Raw genomic sequence first — 21,896 nt, forward strand, 5'->3', positions numbered from 1 at the left:
AGGTCGGGATAAGATTAACAGTTAGCTATACTTGAAAATGGCAGAAACCCAGTTGTTCTTCGTGCGATGCGACACATAAGCCAGGCCAAGTTCGGTTGCCCTTTCCTGCAGCGCCGGCAGGTCTTCGGTATAGAATCCACTCAGCAAGAGCGTACCGCCGGGTTTAAGTACAGCTACATAGGCTGGCATATCCTCCAGCAGCACGTTGCGATTGATATTAGCCAGAATAATGTCATAAGGCTGATCACCCTCAATCGTCTCAGCCCCACCCAATCGCACGTCTATGCTCGCGTAGTTATTGAGTTCTGCATTCTCGCGGGCATTCTCCACGGTCCAGTCTTCAATTTCGACAGCCACGATCTCAGAAGCGCCCAATTCGCCGGCCATGATGGCCAGTATACCGGTGCCGCAGCCCATGTCCAGCACGCGCTTGCCCTGGTGGTCAAGTGTCAGCTGGTTTTCGATCATGAGCGTGGTGGTTTCGTGGTGGCCGGTGCCGAACGACATTTTCGGGTTGATCACGATGTCATACCTGGCGTTGGCAGGTTTCTCGTGAAACGAAGCCCTTACAGATACCTGATCGGCAATAAAGAGCGGCTCAAAGTTTCGCTCCCACTCCTCGTTCCAGTTCTGACGCTCTATTTTCTGCACCTGGTACTCCACCTGCGCCAAGTCAGCATAGCGGGCCAGCATATCGTCCAGCTGCTCCTGACTGAATCTGTTCTCGTCAATGTAGGCGTTAAAACCTTCGGGTGTATCTTCAAATGCGTCGAACCCCAGCTCTCCCATCTCAGCGGTCAGGATGTCGGTAAACTCAGGGCTTGCTTTTAGGGCTACTTTTATAAAATCCATGGTATTGTATTAGGGGCGGCACGCTGCATAGGAGCGCACAGCAGTAAAATGAACAGTAAAATCAGCAAAATTTCGGTTATCGGTCACGAAGAGCACGTGGTCGGCAAAGGCTTTCTTGTTGGTGATATGCCAGATCGCCGTGCCGTCGGCAAACAGCTTGTTGCTCTCACGGTAAACCACCATCGAGGCAAAAGCTTCTTCATCGCCCAGGTATACGGTATAGGAAGCCGTGTTCTTATACCTTGGGTCACGCTCCAGGTATACGGAGCCGTAGATGCGGCAAATATCTTTATTAACGGCAGTTACAGGTATAGCCGCCGCCGGTTGCGGTTCTGCCAAGTGTGGCAAAAGAGCAAACCATAAGGTTATTAAAAGAATCATAAGCTATAATTTAGCCAAATATAACTATATCTTCAACAAAAAAGGCTGCCAACATCTGGTGTTGGCAGCCTTTTTTCTTGTGTTAGCTAATATCTAAAATGATTTGATGATGTCTGTAAAGTCGCGCGACTTAAGGGAAGCACCCCCGATCAGACCTCCATCTACATCTGCCTGCGAGAACAATTCGCGTGCATTGCCGGGGTTGCAGCTACCGCCATACAGGATAGACGTATTGAAAGCTGCCTCAGCATCGAACATGCGCGAAAGCTGCTCCCGAATGTATGCGTGCATTTCCTGGGCTTGCTGGCTGCTGGCCGTGCGGCCGGTGCCAATTGCCCAAATCGGCTCGTAAGCTACCACCACCTGGTCGAACTCCTCATTGCTCAGATAGGACAGGCTGTCGTGCAGCTGCTTGCCCACATAGTCGAAGTGGCGGTCGGCGTCACGCTCTTCCAACGGCTCCCCGCAGCAGAAGATCGGCGTTATACCTTGCGCAATGGCGGCTTTCAGTTTCTTGTAAAGCGTTTGGGCATCTTCGTGGTGGTACATGCGGCGCTCGCTATGGCCAATGATCACGTACTGCACCCCAACCGACTTGAGCATGCTGGCCGACACTTCACCGGTATAAGCGCCGCTTTCGTGCTCACTCATGTTTTGGGCCGCCAGATGCATCAGGTCGTTGCCTTGCGTCAGTTTGCCCACGCTTTGCAGGAACGGAAACGGAGGGGCCACGATCACGGTCACCTGGCTGTTCACCTCGTCCTTCACCATGTTGTCGATCTCCGATACCAGCGAAAGCGCCTCCTCGTAGGTCTTGTTCATTTTCCAGTTGCCTGCAACAATTTGTTTTCTCATGTTTTATGTTTTGTTGATGATGGTATACTTTGATCTAACAGTCTTGTGCTGCTTTACGGCAAGTTAGCAAAATATGGTATACCTCCCATTCTTGTTTTCAGGAGAGACAAGTGGAAAACAAAAAGCCGCTGCAGGTATACTTGCAACGGCTTTCTGTTTTTCTCAGGTAAACCCTGGCCCTATAACCTCTCCTTCAAAAACCGGGCGGTATGATTATCCTCCAGCTTTGCCATTTCCTCCGGCGTGCCCTCAAACAACAGATGCCCACCGTTGGTACCGCCTTCCGGCCCGAGGTCTATGATCCAATCGGCACACTTCACGATATCCATGTTATGTTCGATGATAACCACGGTGTTGCCATTCTCGATGAGCGCATTGATGGACGTGAGCAGTTTGCTGATGTCGTGGAAGTGCAGGCCGGTGCTCGGCTCGTCAAAGATGAATAGAATATCTTCCTGATGCGGTTGTGCCCCTTTGGTCAGGAAAGACGCCAGCTTCACGCGCTGCGCTTCGCCTCCCGACAAAGTGTTGCTCGACTGCCCCAAACGGATATACCCTAAGCCCACATCATAGAGCGGCTTCAGTTTATCGATGATCTTAGACTGGTCAGCGAAGAAGTCGATGCTGTCGGCGATAGTCATATCCAGCACTTCAGAAATGCTCTTCTCCTTGTACTTGATATCGAGCACATCCTGCTTGAAACGCTGCCCGTTGCAACTCTCACAGGTCAGGTATATGTCGGCCATAAACTGCATCTCGATCTTTACCTGGCCTTCGCCCTGGCATACCTCGCATCGGCCTCCCTCGATGTTGAACGAGAAGTGCGACGGTTTGAACCCTCGCGACTTGGCCAATGGCTGGTCTGCATATAGCGCACGGATAGCGTCGTAGGCCTTCACGTAGGTCACCGGGTTGGAACGCGAGGACTTACCGATCGGGTTCTGATCCACAAACTCCACATGCCGGATCTTGTTGTAGTCGCCAGCCAGTTTGTCGAACTTACCGGTTGCCTCCGAGGAAGCGCCATGCAGCTTTTGCATCGCCGGGGCCAATATCTTTTTGATCAGGGTAGATTTCCCGGAGCCACTCACACCTGTTACCACCGTCATCACGCCCAGCGGCACTTTCACGCTCAGGTTTTTGAGGTTGTTTTCGCGGGCACCCTGTATCTCAATGGCATTGCGCCACTTGCGTCGCTGGGCAGGCACCGGCACCTCCATGCGGCCGCTCAAATACTTGGCGGTATAGGTGTCTCCTTTTTCAGCGAGTTCTTCAAAGCTTCCCTGAAACATTAGGTTACCGCCTCCCGAACCAGCCTCAGGACCGATGTCGATCAGTTGGTCAGCGGCACGCATCATTTCTTCCTCGTGCTCCACCACAATCACGGTGTTGCCTAAGGCCTGGAGTGAGCGCAACACCCCAATTAGTTGCTCCGAGTCCTTGGGGTGCAGGCCGATACTTGGTTCGTCCAGAATATACATGGAACCCACCAGCGCACTGCCCAGTGAAGTAGCCAGGTTGATACGCTGGCTCTCTCCACCCGACAGGGTATTGGAAAGGCGGTTAAGTGTGAGGTAGCCCAGACCTACCCGCTCGAGGTAGCCCAACCGGTTGGACACTTCGGTTACCAGGCGATCGGCCACATTGAGGTCGTGCTGGGACAGGTCGATATCCCTGAAAAAAGGGAGCACCTGCGTGATCGGCATGAGCACCAGATCGGTTATGCTCTTCCCATTGACCTTGACATAGCCAGCGTCCTTGCGCAGGCGCGAGCCTTTGCAATCGGGGCAGGTGGTGCGGCCTCGGTAGCGCGACAGCATGACACGATACTGTATTTTGTGCGTCTGTGCCTGCAGGTGCTTAAAGAAGTCGTTGAGCCCCTCGAAATACTTATTACCAGTCCAAAGCAGTTCCTGCTCTTTTTCGCTCAACTCGTTGTAAGGCCGGTGAATCGGAAAATCGAAGCGAATGCCGTTCTTCACCAACGGCTGCAGCCACTCGCTCATTTTATCAGATCGCCAAGGCGCAATGGCTCCTTCATACACGGTCAGGCTCTTGTCAGGTATAACCAGATCCGGGTCTATACCCAGCACACTCCCAAAACCTTCGCAGGTCTGGCAGGCTCCATAGGGGTTGTTAAAGCTGAAGAAATTAACCGATGGCTCTTCGAACACTATCCCATCCAGCTCAAACCGGTCAGAGAACACACGCTCCTCGCCATCGCCATACTTCACACGACACTCACCGTGGCCTTCAAAGAAAGCAGTCTGAACCGAGTCGGCAATACGGAACTGCAGGTCTTCGTCGGTTTTATAAATGACAGCACGGTCTACCAGAATGTATACCTCTTTGCCGAGCTTGGGCTTTTTCTCTTCGAGCAACTCCTCAATGAAGTATACCTGATCGTTGGCGTATATTCTGGAATAGCCTTTTTGCAGAAGCAAATCCAGTTCCTTGACCAAAGTCCTTTCTTTGTGCTGCTGCAATGGCGCCAGAATCATGACGCGGGCTTCGTCTTCCAACGAGAAAATAAAGTCCACCACATCGGCTACGCTGTCCTTCTGCACCACCTCTCCGGAAACAGGGGAGTAGGTTTTGCCTATGCGGGCGTAGAGCAGTTTCAGGTAATCGTAGATTTCGGTGCTGGTACCTACCGTAGAGCGGTTGTTCTTAATGCTGACCTTCTGCTCAATGGCAATAGCCGGGCTTATACCTCTGATATAATCCACGTCGGGCTTATCCATACGCCCCAGGAACTGACGGGCATAGGAGCTCAGGCTTTCCACATACATGCGCTGCCCTTCGGCATACAAAGTGTCGAAAGCCAGCGAAGACTTACCGGAACCCGAAAGGCCCGTGACCACGATGAACTTATTACGCGGCAGGGCCACGCTCAGGTTTTTGAGGTTATGCACCCGCGCTCCCTTTATGATGATGTGCTGGCGCGGATCGAGTGTGTCGAGATTATTGTCGGATGTGTTTGCCATAGAGACAGCAGTATGGGCGGCAGGCTGACAGGAGCAAGCGCCAGATACCTAAACTTGCTATTATATAAGTTGTAAAGATACAAATACCTGTTCTCATATCGAAGGGTTTGTCAGTCTTCGGAAGGACAGGAGCCAGAAAGGCACCAAAGGGCCACGGCATCTTTTTGAAACAGCAATCCGCCTGAAAAGGTTTAGCTTTTATCTCCCTTGTGCAGGTATAGAGCGGCGCATGCCAGAAGCCAGGTATAGCAAACCGCTTTGAGTTGCTTGCGTATGTATGGTTTGCTATCAGAAACCATTTAAAAACCAATTGTATGGGTAAAGGAGATAAAAAGTCTAAAAAAGGAAAGATCGTAAAGGGCACTTATGGCAACACGCGTCCCCGCAAAGCCAATAAACCAAAGGCGACTGCAGCCAAAAAAGAAGCCGCTGCCAAGTAGAACACAAGCGATTAATCTTTTAAGATCGGTCTATACCTTGCCTGATTCGATGCAAGGTATAGGCCTTCGCTTTTTAACTTGTATCCCCTTCAGTATTTTACCTCGCCAATCAACTGCAGTCAACTGATTATCAATTAAATATGATTTTATTAAATTTTAGCGCGCTAGACTGCAACACTTCTTCCGCGTTAGAAGTATAATTTTTTAGGGAGCGGTTAACTTCCCTCAGCCAATAACCCGCTTCAAGTACGAGCCCTCAATAGCCACCAATCCAGGTCGGAAAACACTATTGAAGCGGCCATTGTAATTTTATCGTTCTGTTAACAAATCATTTATCGGTTAACAAATACAGGTCGGGACCGTAACCCCGACATGGAAACACTTTCTTTATTGATTATTAATTTAAAAAATTTTATAAATATGGAACAACTGGACATCCGAAAATTATTGGAGAACATCGAGAAGAAGGTGTACCAGCAGGAAATCACCTCCAGCTCTGGTGTAACCAAACTGATCAACACAGAGATCCTCAAGGCTATCAACCTAAATTCCAGCGTCGCTTCTGACAGCTCCCTGCAAACCATCTCCTGTACCACTATTGAGTGCTACCTGGAGCACCTGAAAGCTGTAGAAGCAAAGCTGAAGAAGCCATGCGACATAACGGCGCAGTGCAAGCCCGTGGAAGAACGCGAGATCAACCGTCGCCTGCTCCTGATCCTGAACCGCCTGAAAAGGTATAGCAGAGAATAGACTGAGACTTTACTAATCAATTCAAAACCATCCTTCGTGAAGAGCCCCCGCTTTAACGAAGGATTTTTTATGCCTTATTTGCAACCGTTTGCTTTCCGGCTATACCTGAGCATTGACCTTGCGCAACGCTATACCTTAATAAGCCAGCCAGAGGCAAAATAACCAATATCGTTTCCCTCAGGCATTTATAAAGCTATCTTTGCAAGACCATCGCTATATGGTCGGCGTAAGTTCAGCCTATGGCACATCGTGATTGGTGCAACCCAAAAAACGTGACGTTTAAATGAAGGGAGATATAACAGGGGAGCAGGACATTAAACTGCTGGTAGACACATTTTACGGCAAAGTGAACGACGATGAGCTTTTGGGGCCGATCTTCAATGGATTTGCGCAGGTTAACTGGGAGCACCATTTGCCTGTCATGTACAGCTTTTGGAGTTCGGTGCTTTTCGGGACGATGGCCTACAAAGGCCAGCCATTCCCGAAACACATGCGCCTACCCATCAACCGTCAGCACTTTGCCCGCTGGGTAGAGTTGTTTACGCAGACGGCCGACGAACTTTTTGAAGGGCAAAAAACACAGGAGCTAAAGCAGAAGGCCTCCAGTATTGCCCAGATATTTCAGATGAAAATGGGCCTGATTGGCACCATAGGCAACAAACTGACAGATTAAAGCAGTCATGCAATAAAACGGAAACGGGCGATAGGGTTGCCTGCCATACCGCCCGTTTCCGTTTCTTCAAGACCCTTATCGCAAAGGGCTCAAATCATCAAAAACGCTTGTCTGATTTGGAATGGAAGCTTCGGTATATGTGGAAAACTAAATTTAACTTAGAGCATATACACTTATACTTTACTGCCGTATATTAGAGAACAGTAATTTACGGCTAAACATAGTTCTTTTAATATTTTTTTCTTCTGGAGAGACATCTGGCCTTGCACAGTCAAAATGCTTTCCCTATATTTGATTTACACTTCTAAAAATTATTTGTTCTTACAGCTAAACGCAACAATATGATATAAAGCTCTACGTTAAACTAATGTAGCTTTACGATGAATACAACTACCCAGCTGAGCGACTCCGCTTTGGTCACGCTCTATATCGCAGGTAACGAAAATGCGTTTGAACAGCTAGTAAACAGACACAAGAACAAAGTATTCACTACGATCTTACTGATTGTAAAAGACACGTATACCGCTGAGGATCTAATGCAGGACACCTTTATAAAGGCGATCCATACCATGAAGGGCGGCAGGTATAACGAAGAGGGCAAGTTCTCTTCCTGGATATGCCGCATTGCACATAACCTGGCAATCGACTTTTTCCGTAAAGAGAAAAGAAGCCCGATGATCACCCTGGAAGACGGCAGTAATGTGTTCAATGCTTTGTCGTTTGCTGAAGACTCCGCTGAGTCACAGCAGATCAAAGAGGACACGCATGCCCGACTACGCGAACTGATCCAGACGCTGCCTCAGGCGCAGCGGGAAGTGCTCATGATGCGCCATTACGCTGACATGAGTTTCCAGGAGATAGCAGAAGCAACTGGTGTGAGCATCAATACAGCTTTGGGTCGTATGCGCTACGCATTAATCAACCTAAGAAAAAAGATGCTAAATAGCACGTTTGCTTATGATAAAAACCTCTACTCAGAATGAGCTGATCCAGTATGTGTACAATGAGTTGGCAGACCCCGCCCGCAAGCAACTGGAAGCAGCGTTTATGCAAGACCATGAGTTGGCAGAAAGCTGCTCTGATCTCATGCAAATCCAAAGGATGCTCGATGGTGCGGCTAAAAGTCCCAGCCAGCGGTCTGTTAATAACATATTAAATTATTCAAAAAGCTTAAGTTTGCAGTCGTAAAGACTGCAAACTTTTTTTATGCGCAAGAAAGAACGCTACAGGCACCTGGTAGAATACTTTACCCAAAATTTCCCGGAGCCTGAAACGGAGTTGGCCTATACCAACCCCTACGAACTGATATTGGCCGTCGTGCTGAGTGCCCAGTGCACCGATAAGCGAGTGAACATGGTTACCCCCGCCTTATTTGAGGCTTTCCCCACGCCTGAGCATCTGGCAGCAGCGAGCTCCGATGAGATACTGCCTTACATCAAGAGCATCTCCTACCCCAACAACAAAGCCAAACACCTAGCTGGATTGGGCCGCATGCTGGTAGAGCAATTCGGATCTGAAGTGCCCAGCACGGTCGAGGAGTTGGTAAAATTGCCTGGCGTAGGCCGCAAAACGGCCAATGTGATTGTGTCGGTGATCTGGAATGCCCCGGCCATGGCTGTGGATACCCATGTGTTCAGGGTGAGCAAGCGATTGGGGTTGGTTTCGAAAACTGCCAAAACACCGCTCGAGGTTGAAAAAGAGCTTGTGGCCAATCTTCCGCAAGAGCTTATCGCCAAAGCGCACCACTGGCTTATCCTGCACGGCCGGTACATTTGCCTGGCCCGCCGGCCCAAGTGTGAGGAATGCCCCCTCACGGACTTCTGCCAGTTCTTTCAGAAAAACTATCCCAATATACCGGATGACCCAGAAAATAAAGTGGGTGGTGCATAGCACGAATAAAAACAGCGAAGGCAGACCATTGGGTCTGCCTTCGCTGTAACTATGGGATTTTTGCAATTAACTGCCTTATTTCTTGTGCTCACCGCCTTTATGGCCTTTTCTGTCTTCGCCGCGCTTGTGCTTCATATGGTCGTGCATCTCATCACGGTCAGCTTCGAACTTGGCAAACTGCTCTGCAGTTAATATTCGCTTCAGCTCTGCCTTCCACTTGTCATGGCTAACCTTTCGGGCTTCCTGCATCCTAGTCCTATCTTCTGCCGTTTTTTCACCAGTTGCCTTATACCTTTCGTGCATGGCTTTCATTTCTTGGGCATGGCGCAGGTTGAGGGCTTGTAATTTATTTTTCTGAGATGCGTTCAGCTCCAGTTTCTGAGCCATGCGGTCAGTCTTCATCTGGGCCTTCTCCTCTGGAGTCTTCTGGGCTTTATCGCCTTTGGCACCACGGTATTCGCTGCGCGGTTTTTTATCTTTTTGTGGAGTTGTAGTCTGAGCATATGAGCTGCCAGCCACTAACATACCTATCGATAATACTGCAATTAACTTCTTCATCTTTTCGTTCTCCTTTGAGTCTTATGGTTCGTTCGATTGGTAGCAACGCTCAGTTTTATAAGCGCTGCTGCCTTGCTTAACTCAAAGGTTATGCCAAGAATGAAAAGTCTACCATTACAACCGCTTAGCTAGGTATAGTCCGGCAACTTAAGCAAGCAATTCTTATACCTGGTTGCTATACCTGACCAGTAACTTTTAATAAGATTTGCTCAACTTGACCGGCTAGCTGCTGCCTGTCAAACTGCTCCTTGGCGACTGCGGCTCCTCGTATACCTGCCTGTTGCAGTTCGATGGGCACAGCCAACACTTGCTTTATAGTTTGGGCCAATGCAGCGGGTTGGCCGGCAGGACTATACCAGCCACAGCCATACTTTTCCACAAAGGTCTTGGTCCAGCCAGGGTTTGTCACAATAACGGGGGTGCCGCAGGCAAGGCTATCGTATAACTTAGCTGGTGAATTTGACGCCAGCACTGGCAAATCGTTGAAGGTGATAAGGGATAAGTCAGCCAGCTTGAATAATTTAAAGACATCCGGGCGGGGCTGGGGTGGCAACAGCAACAAATTTGGAAAGCGCTCTGCCAGTTTCTGTAGCTCCGGCTCGTAGAATCCTCCACCTGTGAGCATAAATATTATATCGGGCCGCTCTGCCAACAACTCTACCGCCTGCATCAAAGCAGGTATATCATTGGCACGGCCATAGGTACCGGCATAAAGCACCACTTTTTTATCTTGCAGGTTGTATTGCTGTCGCAGTGCCTCCACTTGCTGTGCACTCGCGGCTTCGGCCAGGTCGAGGTCAGTTCCGTTTAGGATGGTGGTTACTTTCTCACGGCTTATACCTTGTTCGACCACATAATCCTCCATGTCGGGCGAAAGCGTGATAATGTGGTTGGCGCTATGGTAAAGGTTGCGTTCCAAGCGGTACAGGCGGCGCTTCAGCCATTCTTTTTTCACAGCGCCCATCTCTATCGGGAAGCTGGGCCAAAGATCCTGTACCTCAAACACCCAAGGTATATTTCTCATCCTGGCTACCCGGGCAGCCATCCAAGGCGTGGTTAAGGGGGTAGACACCCCCCAGATCACGTCAGGCTTAGGCAAAGCCAAACCCTTGGTGAGACTGTAAGCTGCGAATCCCCCGTAAGATACAAGCCTTCTCCTCACGCCCATTTTGTTGCTGTAGGGCACTTCCTGCTCATACAAGTCCACCCCTTCCGGCACCCACTTGTAGTTATCCGTAATGCGAAGCTGCTTCCAGGCGCTACTGGTCACCAGACTCACCTTATGGCGTTTAGCCAGGTACTCCAAAAAGGTATAGTGCCTGCAAGTAGCCGGACAATCAGGATTGTGATGATGTTGGTTGAAAACAGCTATATGCATGCAGCGCAGGTATAGAGAGGCTTACTAGGCAACAAGGGCTACCGCTTCTCTGGCTTGTACTTTGATTCGTTGAAAATCTTTTGATAATCGTTGTCGGCCATTAGTTCCGGCAACGTTACCTTCGGATTGCGCTCCATGTACTTGCGCACAATCTGCCAGCCCACCCAAGTACCTAATCTTCCTGGTGAGGTTGGGTCTATCTCCGGTGTGTTTGGCCTTTCCCCGATGTACTTGTTCACTACAAACGGGCTCTTCTCAAACAGCAGGCTTTTCTCTACAAAATGTGCCCAGATTCTCCCCTCGTTATGACTGACGTCGGCTAGCTGTTGCCCGCTAAAGCCGATAATGGTGGAGTCTGGCGTACAAGGCATAATGGACTTCACAAAATAATAGGCCTTTCCGGTGTTTACCATCTCAGCCAATAGATTCCGGTCCAGGAAGTTCGTTTTATTGAACCTGTTTGAGAGTAACAGCATAGCGGCTGGCACCATATTGGGCCGCTCGTAGCGGGCAAGTATATACTCGTAGGTATCCGGGCGATAGCTGGCATCTTTGCCGATGAAGAAGTCCAGGCCAAACACCAGCAGGCTGTCGGATACGAGCAAATCCTGGTTGAGACCCGAGACGAATGTCTTGACCTGCGGCTCTTTGAAATCCGGGTAGTGATGTTTGATAAATTTGAAAGCTGTTTCCAGTTGCTGCTTTTCCTTTGCCATGTCGCCAAAAGCCTGACCAGCTTCATCCGCCAGTTTTTTCAGCTCCGGATTGGTAGCCAGGGCATACATCGCATTAACCAAGGCCGAATCGGAGGGATAGCCTTTGCGCTGCAGGAAACGCTCGGCGAACATCGGGTGTCTATCCAGAAATTGCGCAATTTCCTGTTTGGAAGAAGCTTCGAAAAAGGGTTTCTCCAGACGCTCCATTTCAACCTGTACAGGTATACGCGCTATCTCCTCCGGTATGTCGCAGCCTTTTTTCTTGCAGCTAAAAAGCAACACGATGGTTGCGAGTAATAATAATCTGTAATACATTGCCGAATATTTAATACAAAAATACAGGCTTATCCCGTATTAGAGTAAATTAACTCGTTAAAATAACATGCAATTCAAAAAACTTACTTTCCTTCTCCTCTTTTTGGGCTTTTCGACTGCAGCCATGGCCCAGATGGAAATCGGCATCCAGTTCTCGCCCACTATTTCCGGTAACCGTTTTATAGCGGAGGATCGCCACGAATTTGAGAAATCCAGCAATACGCTGCGCCTCGGAGTAGGTGTTGTGGGAGATTATTTTTTCTCTAACAATTATGCCTTTAGTTCGGGTCTGATGTACCGCAGCAAGGGCTCAAAAATCAGCTATACCTATATGGCTGAAAGCGGAGATGGTCAGCTTACCCCTACTAAAGAAACCGATGAGTTAACTGTGCAATACCTGGAAATTCCGGTTACCCTGAAGCTTTTCACAAACGAGGTGGCTCCGGATATAGTGGTATACTTCCAAGTGGGCGGTGCGCTCGGCACCAAGGTGTCGGCCCAGGTTGACCAAAAGAAAGTAATTAATGGCGAAAAGACTGCGAAGCGTTTCAATGTTTTTGAAACCAGTGCGGTTTTAGGTACAGGAGCAGAAATGCAGTTGGGGCAGAGCACTAAATTGTTTGGTGGTGTTACTTATCTCCGTGGCCTAACCAACATCGACAGTTACTACAAAAAGCAGCTCAATGATAAGAATATCGCCATCAAGAACAATGGCGTTTCGATTGATGTCGGCATAAAATTCTAAGGTATAGCACTGCCTTCTTAAACCAAAAGAGCCGCCCTGATCAGTTCAGGGCGGCTCTTTTTATGCTAGGGTATCTGATTAAAGCTCTTCTTGATCCAACACACCGTTTACCTCTGATAAAGCGGTACGCAGCTCAATTTCTTCGCCCCGATCGTCCATCACCTTAAAGTCAGTGATGCCCAGCGAAGTGTCTTTTACAAATTTCACCCACTTAAAGTAGTGGAAGAACCACTTAAGCTGCTTTGAGAAAAATCCTTTTGTATAAAACGCATACAGGAAAGGATGCACATACAGCGTCAGGCTCTTGTGGTTGTGACTTGTTAGCAGGTCGTCTACCGCCACGTCAATTTCATCTGTTATCAGAATACTGGCAGATATTTTACCGGTGCCGTTACAGGTCGGGCATACTTCGCCGGTCACGATGTTTTGCTCTGGCCTTACACGCTGACGCGTGATCTGCATCAGGCCGAACTTGGAGATAGGCAGAACTGTAGATTTCGATCGGTCTCTTTTCAGTTCCTCTTTTACTACCTCGTATACTTTCTGGCGGTTTTCAGGCGACTTCATATCGATGAAGTCGATGACAATGATACCACCTATATCCCGGAGGCGCAGCTGACGGGCCACTTCTTTGGCAGCCATCATATTCACATTCAGCGCGGTAGCCTCCTGATCGGTTTCGGTATTAGATTTGTTCCCACTGTTTACATCGACCACGTGCAGCGCTTCGGTGTGCTCTATCACCAGATATCCGCCGCCTGGTATAGTCACTGTTTTACCGAAAGCAGCCTTCAATTGCCGCTCGATGTTAAAGTGTTCGAAGGTTTTAGTCTTACCGGTATAGTGCTTCAGAATTTTTAATTTATCTGGCGCAATGCTACCGATGTATGCCTTGATCTCGTCATAGAGCGACTCGTCGTCGACTACTATGTTGTCAAAGCTTTCGTTCATTAAATCCCTCAGAATGGAAGAAGAACGGCCCAGTTCGCCAATGATCTTGTCACTTGGCTTGGCCAGCTTCAGCGATTTAAAACCCTCTTCCCAGTTTTCGACCATGTTGCGCAGGTCTCTGTCGAGCTCTGCCACCTCACGGCCTTCGGCTACCGTCCGAATGATCACGCCAAAGTTCTCAGGCTTGATCGAGGTGATCAAGCGCTTGAGGCGTGTTCGTTCTTCCTTGCTAACGATCTTCTTGGAAACGCTTACCGTGTTTGAGAACGGCACGAGCACCAAGTATCGTCCTGCTAGCGACAATTCGCAGGAAAGACGGGGTCCTTTGGTCGAAATAGGTTCTTTTACAATCTGGACTAACAGCTGCTGCCCTTTTTTGAGGACATCCGCTATTTTGCCGAGTTTGTCTATTTCAGGCTCAAATTTTAACTGGTTGAGCTTCGGAGAAGCATTCTTCTGTGTCTGTGCTGCCTTTACGAATTTGTTCAGGGTCTTAACATTGGCTCCCAGATCATGGTAATGCAAAAAGGCATCCTTGTGGTATCCGATGTCAATAAAAGCAGCGTTTAGGCCTGGCATCACCTTTTTCACAGTGCCCAGGAAGATATCCCCCACGATATAGTTTGTATCCTTTTTCTCGTGGTGGAATTCTACCAGTCTCTTATCCTGTAAAAGGGCGATACGCTCTCCATCCTGAGTAGAATTGATTATAAGCTCGTTACTCAATTTCTCTCAAAGATTAGTTGGATGTATAGACCAAAGCCCACAATTGCAGAAGCAATGTGGGCCTCAATTAACGCAGAAGAAATTACTTCTTCTTATGTCTGTTTTTTCTTAGACGCTTCTTTCTCTTGTGAGTAGCAATCTTATGTCTTTTTCTTTTTTTTCCGCAAGGCATAGTCTTGAAATTTTATTTAAATATTTTTTTGAATTACAGTTTTGCCAGGTATTCATCTACCGAAGCGGCCAGAGCAGGGTCACTGCTCATCGTCTTCACTTTGTTGAACACCTTGATAGCTTCTTCTTTCTTACCGACCTCAGCCAAAGATACACCCAGGTAAAAAGCACCCTCCACGTGCTCCGGATTCACTTCCACCAAATTCCGGAAACGCTCCACTGCCTTGTCGTATTGACGGGACTGCACCGAGAGTATACCCAGATTGTACAGCGCCTTCTGATTTTTCGGGTCTGCCGAGATCACCTCACGCAACAGCGTTATGCCCTGCATAGGGTTTTCGCTGGCAATGTAGGTCATCGCCACATTGGTTTTGGCATCCAGATCAGCCGGATTGTTCTTCAGCACCTGCTCATACATCTTTCGTGCTTTGCTTCCCATTTCGCTGGCACGCTGCTGCGTTGCCGCATACGTAAAGGCCTCGAAGTACTGGTCGCCGGCTTTGCGGTATGCCTTCTCGCCCGGTCGGGCTTCAGCTGCTACCTCGAAATAGTAACCGGCGCTGTCATACTTGCTGGCATTCGCATAGGCTGCAGCCAGTTCGTTAGCGAGCAAGGCACGTGTCTTTGTATCCGCAGCCTTGTTATAGCGAGTTCGCACTGTAGCCAGTTCCATCAGCTGCTCCGGTGTGGCCATGGTATGTGTTCCGTCAGCCGGTGTGGTAGCGGCACCATGGTCATGCCCGTCGTCATCTGAGTGGCCATCCGGTATGGCCGAGTTCTCACCAGAGGCTACCGTCGCATCGTCTTTTGTAACCACCACTTTAGGCAAAAAGAACATAATAGCTGCCAAAGCGATAGCTGCAACAAGTATCAGTATTTGAGAGCGTGACATTCCTTTTACGTAAGTAGCTGTTTATAAACGAATAAACAATTTAAGATCGGCAAATATACGAAAGAATTAAGAATGAGCCAGTTCTTTGATCTTTTTGCTGTTCTTTATCTTGGCAATAAAGGTTTTGGATGGCTTGAAACTTGGGATGAAGTGCTCATCAATGATGATAGAGGTGTTCTTCGAAATATTGCGAGCCACTTTTTTAGCGCGCTTCTTATTTACAAAGCTACCAAAACCTCTCACGTAGATGTTGTTGCCATCAGCCATAGAGTCTTTCACAACTTTGAAAAACGCCTCAATGGTAGATTGCACATCAGCCTTATCAATCCCTGTTTTATCAGCAATTTCTGATATTACTTCTGCTTTAGTCACTTTCTTAGATTTTTATAAAATTAGTAATAAGTTAACTTTCTAAATTTCAGGAGGCCAGCCGCTTAGCCGTTCTCTATTTTTCGGGGCACAAAGGTATACCTACTTTTCGACAAGTAAAAGCTTTAGCACTAAATTATTACAGATTGTGCGATGCCGAAAGCGGTGCCGGATTCGACCCGCATGCCGCCCATTGCGTTGCAATCCCCGTGCCAGCATGCCTATCCCCTAACGCGGGCTATGTGCTTATATTTTAGGGAGATAACATTATTCTTCAATTTTTGCTCCGCTCCATTCCCCAACAAAGCTTTACCTTTGCCTGTTTCCTTTCCTCAACATTGTGGCCCGCTTATACTATGAAAAATACCCCTGACTCCTATTTCGCTGATACAGTTATCGACTGGTACCAGCGCCACAAAAGGGCATTGCCGTGGCGCGACACCACAGATCCATACCTGATCTGGCTCTCGGAGGTAATCCTTCAGCAGACCCGTGTCGCCCAGGGCTTGCCCTATTATGAGCGTTTCGCGGATACCTACCCAACTGTACAAGATTTGGCGGCCGCACCCGAGGACGAAGTGCTTCGCCTTTGGCAGGGGCTTGGCTATTACTCCAGGGCACGCAACATGCACTACACAGCCAAACAGATAGTAGCAGAATATGGTGGCGCATTTCCGGACAGGTATGATGAACTGCTTAAACTGCGTGGAGTGGGCAGCTACACGGCGGCGGCCATTGCGTCCTTTGCTTTCCGGGAAAAGGTGGCAGTGCTGGATGGCAATGTATTTCGGGTGCTGGCACGCGTGTTCGGCCTGTCAGACGATATCGCTTCACCAGCCTCCCGCAAGGTGTTCCAAAGGCTCGCCAACGAGCTTATACCTGTAGATGCCCCCGATACCTTCAACCAGGCTATTATGGAGTTTGGTGCTATCCAATGCACACCCATTATGCCCGACTGTCTTTTTTGCCCTTTGCAACAGTCTTGTTTCGCCTTTACGCACGGACTGGTGCAAGAGCTTCCGGTCAAGTCGAAGGCCAAGGCGGCTCGACCGCGTTTTATGCATTATATGGTGTTTGAGCTAAGCGGGCAGTATTACCTGCGCAAACGCCTGAGCGGCGACATTTGGGAAGGCCTGTATGACTTTTACCTTTATGAAAACGACAGTAAATTACTGGAAACCGACAAGCTGCTAAAGGAACTGAACGAGGCAGGTATAGCCGTGCAGGAATCGCAGCTACAGTTACCTCAAAAGGACTATAAGCATGTTCTCAGCCACCAGAAAATCACGGCCCGTTTTTACCTGATTCGGCTCAATTCCCGTTTAAGGGAGGAGGTCGTACAGGAAACCAGACTCGCGCTTTATGACACGGTGGCAATAGACGCACTTCCGAAGCCGATTCTTATTAACAGCTATTTGAAAGATGTTAAGATTTTACTAAATTTATAAACTGAAACTATTCTGCTGGCAAAAGCATTCTAGGTTTCAGTACGCCATATTGCCTCCGGCTAGGTTGTCGGAGTAGCCCAAATCAATTTAATATCAAACAAAAAAAGACATGGCAAGTGTAAACAAAGTAATTCTGATCGGAAATCTGGGCAAAGACCCGGAAGTACGTCATTTGGAAGGCGGCGTGGCCGTAGCGCGATTCCCGATCGCCACTTCTGAGACTTTCAAGGACAAAAACGGCGAGCGCCAGGAGCGCACCGAGTGGCACAACATTGTGGTGTGGCGCGGTTTGGCCGAGGTGGCTGAGAAGTACCTGAAGAAAGGCCAGTCGGTGTTCATCGAAGGCAAAATCCGCACGAACAGCTACCAGGACAAAGAAGGCAACCAGCGTTACAGCACCGAGATTGTGGCTGATAACATGACCATGCTGGGTGGCCGCAGCGATAACGGTGGCGGTTCCGGCAACTACCAGGGTGCCTCTTCACAGGCTTCCAGTCAAAGCAGTAGTGCAGCAGCCAACACAGGCGGCGCTTCTGCTTTCCAGAACGATGAGCCTGATGACTTACCGTTCTAACCCTTGTTTAACCTAACACACTAATTTTGGAAAGTTTAGATTCCGGAGACCCCCTGAGTTATAGTTTACTGCAACTTTTACAAGGCGCTTCGGCTTTACTCAGAATTGAATATATAGCAGCCATCTTGGTTTGCCTTATCCTATTGCTGCTCTCTGCCCTCACTTCGGGGGCGGAGGCAGCTTTTTTCTCGCTCACAGACCAGGAACTGGAAAAAAGCAGGACCAGCAAAAACAAAACAGAGCAGCTTGTCCACCACCTGCTCCAGGGCCCGCGCCAACTACTGGCTTCATTCCTGATCATCAACAACACCATCAACGTCAGCATCATTACCCTGAGCGCCTACATGGCCTGGGAATTGTTTGGCACTACCTCTCTGGCGGTCTCCACTATGCTGGCCAGTGTGCTGCTCGTTACGTTTCTGATCGTTTTTTTCGGGGAAGTGCTGCCTAAGGTATACGCCCGCAAGTATGGCTATGCTATCGCACAGCGAATGGCACCTGTGCTGGAAAAACTCCGCCCCATACTGCGTCCGCTGGCCTGGCTCCTAACCCGGATCAGCAGTTTTATAGACAGTCGCTTTCGGGTGCGCTCCTACAGCCAAACCCTTGAGGAACTGCATCACAGCCTGGACGTAGCCCTTTCTAACGATGAAACGTCTCCTGAGGAACGGAAGATTCTGCGGGGCATCGTCAACTTCGGCTCTATCACCGTGAAACAAATCATGCGCCCACGTATGGACATCATTGCTTTTCCGCAGAGCGCCACTTTGCCGGAACTGCTACCACAGATCACCCAATGGGGCTATTCGCGAGTACCTGTCTATACCCAAAGCACCGATAACATCGAGGGCATCCTATACGTGAAGGACCTGCTGCCGCACCTGGACAAGGGGAACGATTTTAAGTGGCAGAACCTGATCAGAGCTCCTTTTTTTGTACCGGAAACCAAACATATTTCTGACCTGCTGCAGGACTTCAAAGAGAAGCACGTGCACATGGCCATTGTGGTGAATGAGTACGGCACCACCGTGGGTCTGCTTACGATGGAGGACGTAATTGAGGAGATCGTAGGCGAGATAAATGACGAGTATGACGACGAGGAAGAGATCATTTACTCTCAACTCGACGAAAATACCTTTATATTTGACGGTAAAACATCGTTGCATGACTTCTGCAAGATCGCAGAGATCCCGTTTGATGCCTTCAATGAGGTGAAAAGCGAGCACGAAACCGTAGCCGGCCTGATGTTGGCGCTTTTTGGCCGCATCCCTCATGTAGGCGAAGAAGCCTCTTATGGCCGTTATTATTTTACTGTCGAGTCGGCGGACAATAAGCGCGTAAAACGGGTTAAGATTAATGTCGCAAGCAAAAAAGAGCACTACCATAAAGTTAGCTAAACTCCGTCTGTTCCTGTGGCTGGGTATGGCCGCTGCCATTGCCGGTTGCAGTGCCGAGTATACTCCCAAACCCAAAGGCTACAACCGCATCGACCTACCAGAAGCGGTATACCAGCAACTGCCAGACGAGCACCCGTATACCTTCGAGTATTCGAAGCACGCGAAGATTCGCCTCGATTCGTCCATGATCGCGCAGCCACACTGGATCAATATCATTTACCCGAACCTGGGGGCCAACGTGCAGCTGACTTACAAAGCTATTAACAACAACCCGAAGATGCTTAATGACCTGATAGAGGATGCCCGTAAACTCACTGGCAAACATCAGGTGAAGGCCTACTCTATTGAGGAATCAGAGATAAAAACACCACAGGGCGATGTGGCGTCTGTGTTCGAGTTAACAGGCGAAGTGCCCAGCCAATTTCAGTTCTACGTAACGGACACGACTACGCATTTCTTCCGTGGCGCGCTGTACTTCAGAACTGCCACTCAAAACGACTCACTGGCGCCTGTGATTGAGTATGTGAAGAAGGACATTATTCATTTGCTGAACACGCTGCAGTTTAAAGATAAAAAGTAAATTTTCGGCAAAAGAGAAAGGGCAAAAGACCGCAGGTATACCTGCGGTCTTTTGCCCTTTCTCTTTTATCTTTGTAAACTAACCAATCCACTAGCCAGTACCCTTGAGCAACTTCTTCCATACCAAGATCGAATTCCTGAAAGGGGTTGGGCCGCAGCGGGCTGAGCTGCTGCAGAAGGAGCTCAATATTTATACCTATGGCGACCTCATTCAGCACTACCCTTTCCGGTACCTCGACCGCACGCAGTTCTATAAGATATCGGAACTGGACGAGAGCATGCCCTATGTGCAGGTGCGCGGACGTATGCGGGGGAAAGAAGTGATCGGCGAAGGCCGCAAGCAGCGCCTGGCCGCTACGCTCGTAGACGAGGATGGCAATGAGATGGACCTGGTTTGGTTCAAGGGCGTGAAGTGGATGCAGAAGACGCTGAAAAACCACACCGATTACATCGTGTTCGGGAAGCCTACCTCCTTTAACGGCAAGTTCAGCATGGCCCACCCGGAGCTGGAGGAGCTGCTGGAAAAGAAACAGACCACCGCTTTCCTACAGCCTGTATACCATACCACCGAAAAACTAAAAGCCTTCCGTGTAGAGAGCAAAGTCATTTCCCGCATGATGGAGATGCTGCTTAAAGTCGCTATCCCCAACATTCAGGAAACGCTTTCACCGGAGCTTATTGACCATTACAAACTGATGAGCAAGCGCGACGCACTTATCAACATACATTTTCCACAGTCTGTGGATAAGTACAATGCCGCTAAATTCCGTCTTAAGTTCGAAGAGCTATTTTACATACAGCTGCGTCTGTTGCGCCAGAAGACCGTGCGCCGCGCCGACCTGGCCGGGCAGGTGTTCAAGCAGGTACCGACCGTAACGGAGTTCTACAAAAACCACATGACCTTCGATCTGACCAATGCGCAGAAGCGGGTTATAAAAGAAATACACAAAGACCTGACGACCGGCAAGCAGATGAACCGTCTGCTGCAGGGCGATGTGGGTTCAGGCAAGACCATTGTGGCGTTCATTACCATGCTCATCGCCGCCGATAACGGGGCACAGTCCGTGTTGATGGCCCCTACCGAGATCCTGGCAGACCAGCATTACACCGGACTAAAGGAGTTTGCGGACCGACTAGGTATAAACATCGGCAAACTGACTGGCTCTTCCAAGGCGAAAGACCGTAGGGTGCTGCACGAGCAACTTCGTTCCGGCGAAATGAAAATGATCGTAGGCACGCATGCCTTGCTGGAGGATGTGGTGCAGTTTCAGAATCTGGGCCTTTGCATTGTGGATGAGCAGCACCGCTTCGGGGTGGAACAGCGCTCCAAGCTGTGGCGCAAAAATCCGCGTGTTATACCCCATGTGCTTGTGATGACGGCCACCCCTATTCCCCGCACCCTGGCCATGACGCTCTACGGCGACCTGGATGTATCGGTGATCGACGAAATGCCGGCAGGCCGTAAGGAGATCGTGACCGTGCACCGCTTCGACTCCCACCGCCTGCGGGTTTTCCAGTTCGTGCGCGACCAGATTAAGCTGGGCCGGCAGGTATACATCGTGTACCCGCTCATAGAGGAATCGGAAGGGATGGACTACAAAGACCTGACGGATGGCTACGAAAGTATAAGAAGGGCGTTCCCGGAATACCAGGTGAGCATGGTGCACGGCAAGTTGAAGGCGCAGGACAAGGACTACGAAATGCAACGCTTCGTCCGCAACGAAACTCAGATCATGGTGGCCACCACCGTGATTGAGGTAGGCGTGAACGTACCAAATGCTTCTGTGATGATCATAGAGAGTGCCGAGCGCTTCGGTCTGTCGCAGCTGCACCAGTTAAGAGGCCGTGTGGGCCGTGGCGCTGAGCAAAGCTATTGTATACTCATGACAGGGTATAAGCTGAGCAGGGATAGCAAGACCCGACTGGAGACCATGGTGCGCACCAACAATGGTTTCGAGATTGCTGACATTGACCTGAAGCTGCGCGGCCCCGGCGACCTGATGGGCACGCAGCAAAGCGGTGTGCTGGATTTGCTAATTGCCGATCTGGCCAAAGACGCGCCAATACTTCAGGAGTCACGTGCTGCGGCTCAGCGGGTGTTGAACGATGACCCGCAGCTGGAGCAGCCGCAGAACCAAAATATCTTAAGGCACATCAAGTCGCTGAGCGTGAATACTGTTAACTGGAGTAGAATCAGCTAAGGCGCAGCACAAAGAGTTCCACGCGAAACAACCTGCATTTTTTTAGCC

The 21,896-nt window shown here is 49.4% G+C and carries 21 protein-coding genes; 11 read left to right on the top strand and 10 right to left on the bottom strand.

Going from position 1 to position 21,896, the window contains the following annotated elements; translation table 11 throughout:
• Window positions 1-21: 21 nt before the first annotated feature.
• The 4 genes from prmA to uvrA all read right to left on the bottom strand — a co-directional run bounded on the left by prmA (window position 22) and on the right by uvrA (window position 5,075).
• Window positions 22-852, bottom strand: coding sequence for a 50S ribosomal protein L11 methyltransferase (prmA, locus tag H9Q13_RS15240; protein ID WP_191184668.1), 831 nt, complete (start codon window positions 850-852; stop codon window positions 22-24).
• A 9-nt stretch (window positions 853-861) separates the two neighbouring features.
• A complete protein-coding gene (locus H9Q13_RS15245; RefSeq protein WP_191184669.1) occupies window positions 862-1,233 on the bottom strand; it encodes a hypothetical protein in 372 nt (123 codons plus the stop codon).
• A gap of 93 nt (window positions 1,234-1,326) precedes the next feature.
• Entirely contained in the window at window positions 1,327-2,088 is a 762-nt protein-coding gene (gene tpiA / locus H9Q13_RS15250; protein WP_191184670.1) for a triose-phosphate isomerase, read from the bottom strand.
• Window positions 2,089-2,267: 179 nt separating this feature from the next.
• A complete protein-coding gene (uvrA, locus tag H9Q13_RS15255) occupies window positions 2,268-5,075 on the bottom strand; it encodes an excinuclease ABC subunit UvrA (protein ID WP_191184671.1) in 2,808 nt (935 codons plus the stop codon).
• A gap of 314 nt (window positions 5,076-5,389) precedes the next feature.
• Between uvrA and H9Q13_RS15260 the strand changes: the two genes are divergently transcribed.
• The 5 genes from H9Q13_RS15260 to nth all read left to right on the top strand — a co-directional run bounded on the left by H9Q13_RS15260 (window position 5,390) and on the right by nth (window position 8,828).
• Window positions 5,390-5,515: a 30S ribosomal protein THX gene (locus H9Q13_RS15260; protein ID WP_191184672.1), complete on the top strand. Its 126-nt coding sequence runs from the start codon at window positions 5,390-5,392 to the stop codon at window positions 5,513-5,515.
• 420 nt (window positions 5,516-5,935) lie between these two features.
• The gene (locus tag H9Q13_RS15265; protein WP_191184673.1) at window positions 5,936-6,265 is read left to right on the top strand and encodes a hypothetical protein; all 330 of its coding nucleotides are present in this window, start codon (window positions 5,936-5,938) and stop codon (window positions 6,263-6,265) included.
• A gap of 283 nt (window positions 6,266-6,548) precedes the next feature.
• Complete coding sequence (locus H9Q13_RS15270; protein WP_191184674.1) at window positions 6,549-6,938, top strand: group III truncated hemoglobin; 390 nt, start codon at window positions 6,549-6,551, stop codon at window positions 6,936-6,938.
• A gap of 380 nt (window positions 6,939-7,318) precedes the next feature.
• Entirely contained in the window at window positions 7,319-7,921 is a 603-nt protein-coding gene (locus tag H9Q13_RS15275) for an RNA polymerase sigma factor (protein WP_191184675.1), read from the top strand.
• A gap of 223 nt (window positions 7,922-8,144) precedes the next feature.
• Window positions 8,145-8,828: an endonuclease III gene (gene nth / locus H9Q13_RS15280; protein WP_191184676.1), complete on the top strand. Its 684-nt coding sequence runs from the start codon at window positions 8,145-8,147 to the stop codon at window positions 8,826-8,828.
• A gap of 75 nt (window positions 8,829-8,903) precedes the next feature.
• Here the strand turns inward: nth and H9Q13_RS15285 are convergent, their stop codons facing one another.
• The 3 genes from H9Q13_RS15285 to gldB all read right to left on the bottom strand — a co-directional run bounded on the left by H9Q13_RS15285 (window position 8,904) and on the right by gldB (window position 11,795).
• On the bottom strand, window positions 8,904-9,386 hold the full coding sequence (locus tag H9Q13_RS15285; protein ID WP_191184677.1) for a DUF4890 domain-containing protein: 483 nt from the start codon (window positions 9,384-9,386) through the stop codon (window positions 8,904-8,906).
• A gap of 175 nt (window positions 9,387-9,561) precedes the next feature.
• A complete protein-coding gene (locus H9Q13_RS15290) occupies window positions 9,562-10,764 on the bottom strand; it encodes a glycosyltransferase family 4 protein (RefSeq protein WP_191184678.1) in 1,203 nt (400 codons plus the stop codon).
• Window positions 10,765-10,802: 38 nt separating this feature from the next.
• Window positions 10,803-11,795 (bottom strand): gliding motility lipoprotein GldB, encoded by a 993-nt coding sequence (gldB, locus tag H9Q13_RS15295; RefSeq protein ID WP_224744325.1) that lies wholly within the window; start codon window positions 11,793-11,795, stop codon window positions 10,803-10,805.
• A 67-nt stretch (window positions 11,796-11,862) separates the two neighbouring features.
• Here gldB and H9Q13_RS15300 point away from each other — a divergent pair, with 67 nt between their 5' ends.
• The gene (locus tag H9Q13_RS15300; RefSeq protein WP_191184679.1) at window positions 11,863-12,540 is read left to right on the top strand and encodes a porin family protein; all 678 of its coding nucleotides are present in this window, start codon (window positions 11,863-11,865) and stop codon (window positions 12,538-12,540) included.
• Window positions 12,541-12,618: 78 nt separating this feature from the next.
• Here H9Q13_RS15300 and H9Q13_RS15305 read toward each other — a convergent pair whose 3' ends face one another.
• The 3 genes from H9Q13_RS15305 to H9Q13_RS15315 form a co-directional block, all read right to left on the bottom strand.
• Window positions 12,619-14,217 (bottom strand): Rne/Rng family ribonuclease, encoded by a 1,599-nt coding sequence (locus H9Q13_RS15305; protein WP_191184680.1) that lies wholly within the window; start codon window positions 14,215-14,217, stop codon window positions 12,619-12,621.
• A gap of 205 nt (window positions 14,218-14,422) precedes the next feature.
• Window positions 14,423-15,280, bottom strand: coding sequence for a tetratricopeptide repeat protein (locus tag H9Q13_RS15310; protein ID WP_191184681.1), 858 nt, complete (start codon window positions 15,278-15,280; stop codon window positions 14,423-14,425).
• Between the two features lie 66 nt (window positions 15,281-15,346).
• Window positions 15,347-15,652 carry an HU family DNA-binding protein gene (locus H9Q13_RS15315; RefSeq protein WP_007655567.1) on the bottom strand — a complete coding sequence of 102 codons (306 nt, stop codon included), beginning with the start codon at window positions 15,650-15,652 and terminating at the stop codon, window positions 15,347-15,349.
• Window positions 15,653-16,005: 353 nt separating this feature from the next.
• Between H9Q13_RS15315 and mutY the strand changes: the two genes are divergently transcribed.
• The 5 genes from mutY to recG all read left to right on the top strand — a co-directional run bounded on the left by mutY (window position 16,006) and on the right by recG (window position 21,848).
• Window positions 16,006-17,097, top strand: coding sequence for an A/G-specific adenine glycosylase (mutY, locus tag H9Q13_RS15320; RefSeq protein ID WP_191184682.1), 1,092 nt, complete (start codon window positions 16,006-16,008; stop codon window positions 17,095-17,097).
• Between the two features lie 109 nt (window positions 17,098-17,206).
• The gene (locus H9Q13_RS15325) at window positions 17,207-17,671 is read left to right on the top strand and encodes a single-stranded DNA-binding protein (protein ID WP_191184683.1); all 465 of its coding nucleotides are present in this window, start codon (window positions 17,207-17,209) and stop codon (window positions 17,669-17,671) included.
• A gap of 125 nt (window positions 17,672-17,796) precedes the next feature.
• A complete protein-coding gene (gene gldE / locus H9Q13_RS15330) occupies window positions 17,797-19,068 on the top strand; it encodes a gliding motility-associated protein GldE (RefSeq protein WP_224744326.1) in 1,272 nt (423 codons plus the stop codon).
• A 25-nt stretch (window positions 19,069-19,093) separates the two neighbouring features.
• The gene (gene gldD, locus H9Q13_RS15335) at window positions 19,094-19,648 is read left to right on the top strand and encodes a gliding motility lipoprotein GldD (protein ID WP_191184787.1); all 555 of its coding nucleotides are present in this window, start codon (window positions 19,094-19,096) and stop codon (window positions 19,646-19,648) included.
• 103 nt (window positions 19,649-19,751) lie between these two features.
• Window positions 19,752-21,848 (top strand): ATP-dependent DNA helicase RecG, encoded by a 2,097-nt coding sequence (gene recG / locus H9Q13_RS15340; RefSeq protein ID WP_191184684.1) that lies wholly within the window; start codon window positions 19,752-19,754, stop codon window positions 21,846-21,848.
• The last annotated feature ends 48 nt before the right edge of the window (window positions 21,849-21,896 follow it).

The sequence above is a fragment of the Pontibacter aquaedesilientis genome (assembly GCF_014773225.1).
Taxonomy (GTDB): Bacteria; Bacteroidota; Bacteroidia; order Cytophagales; family Hymenobacteraceae; genus Pontibacter; species Pontibacter aquaedesilientis.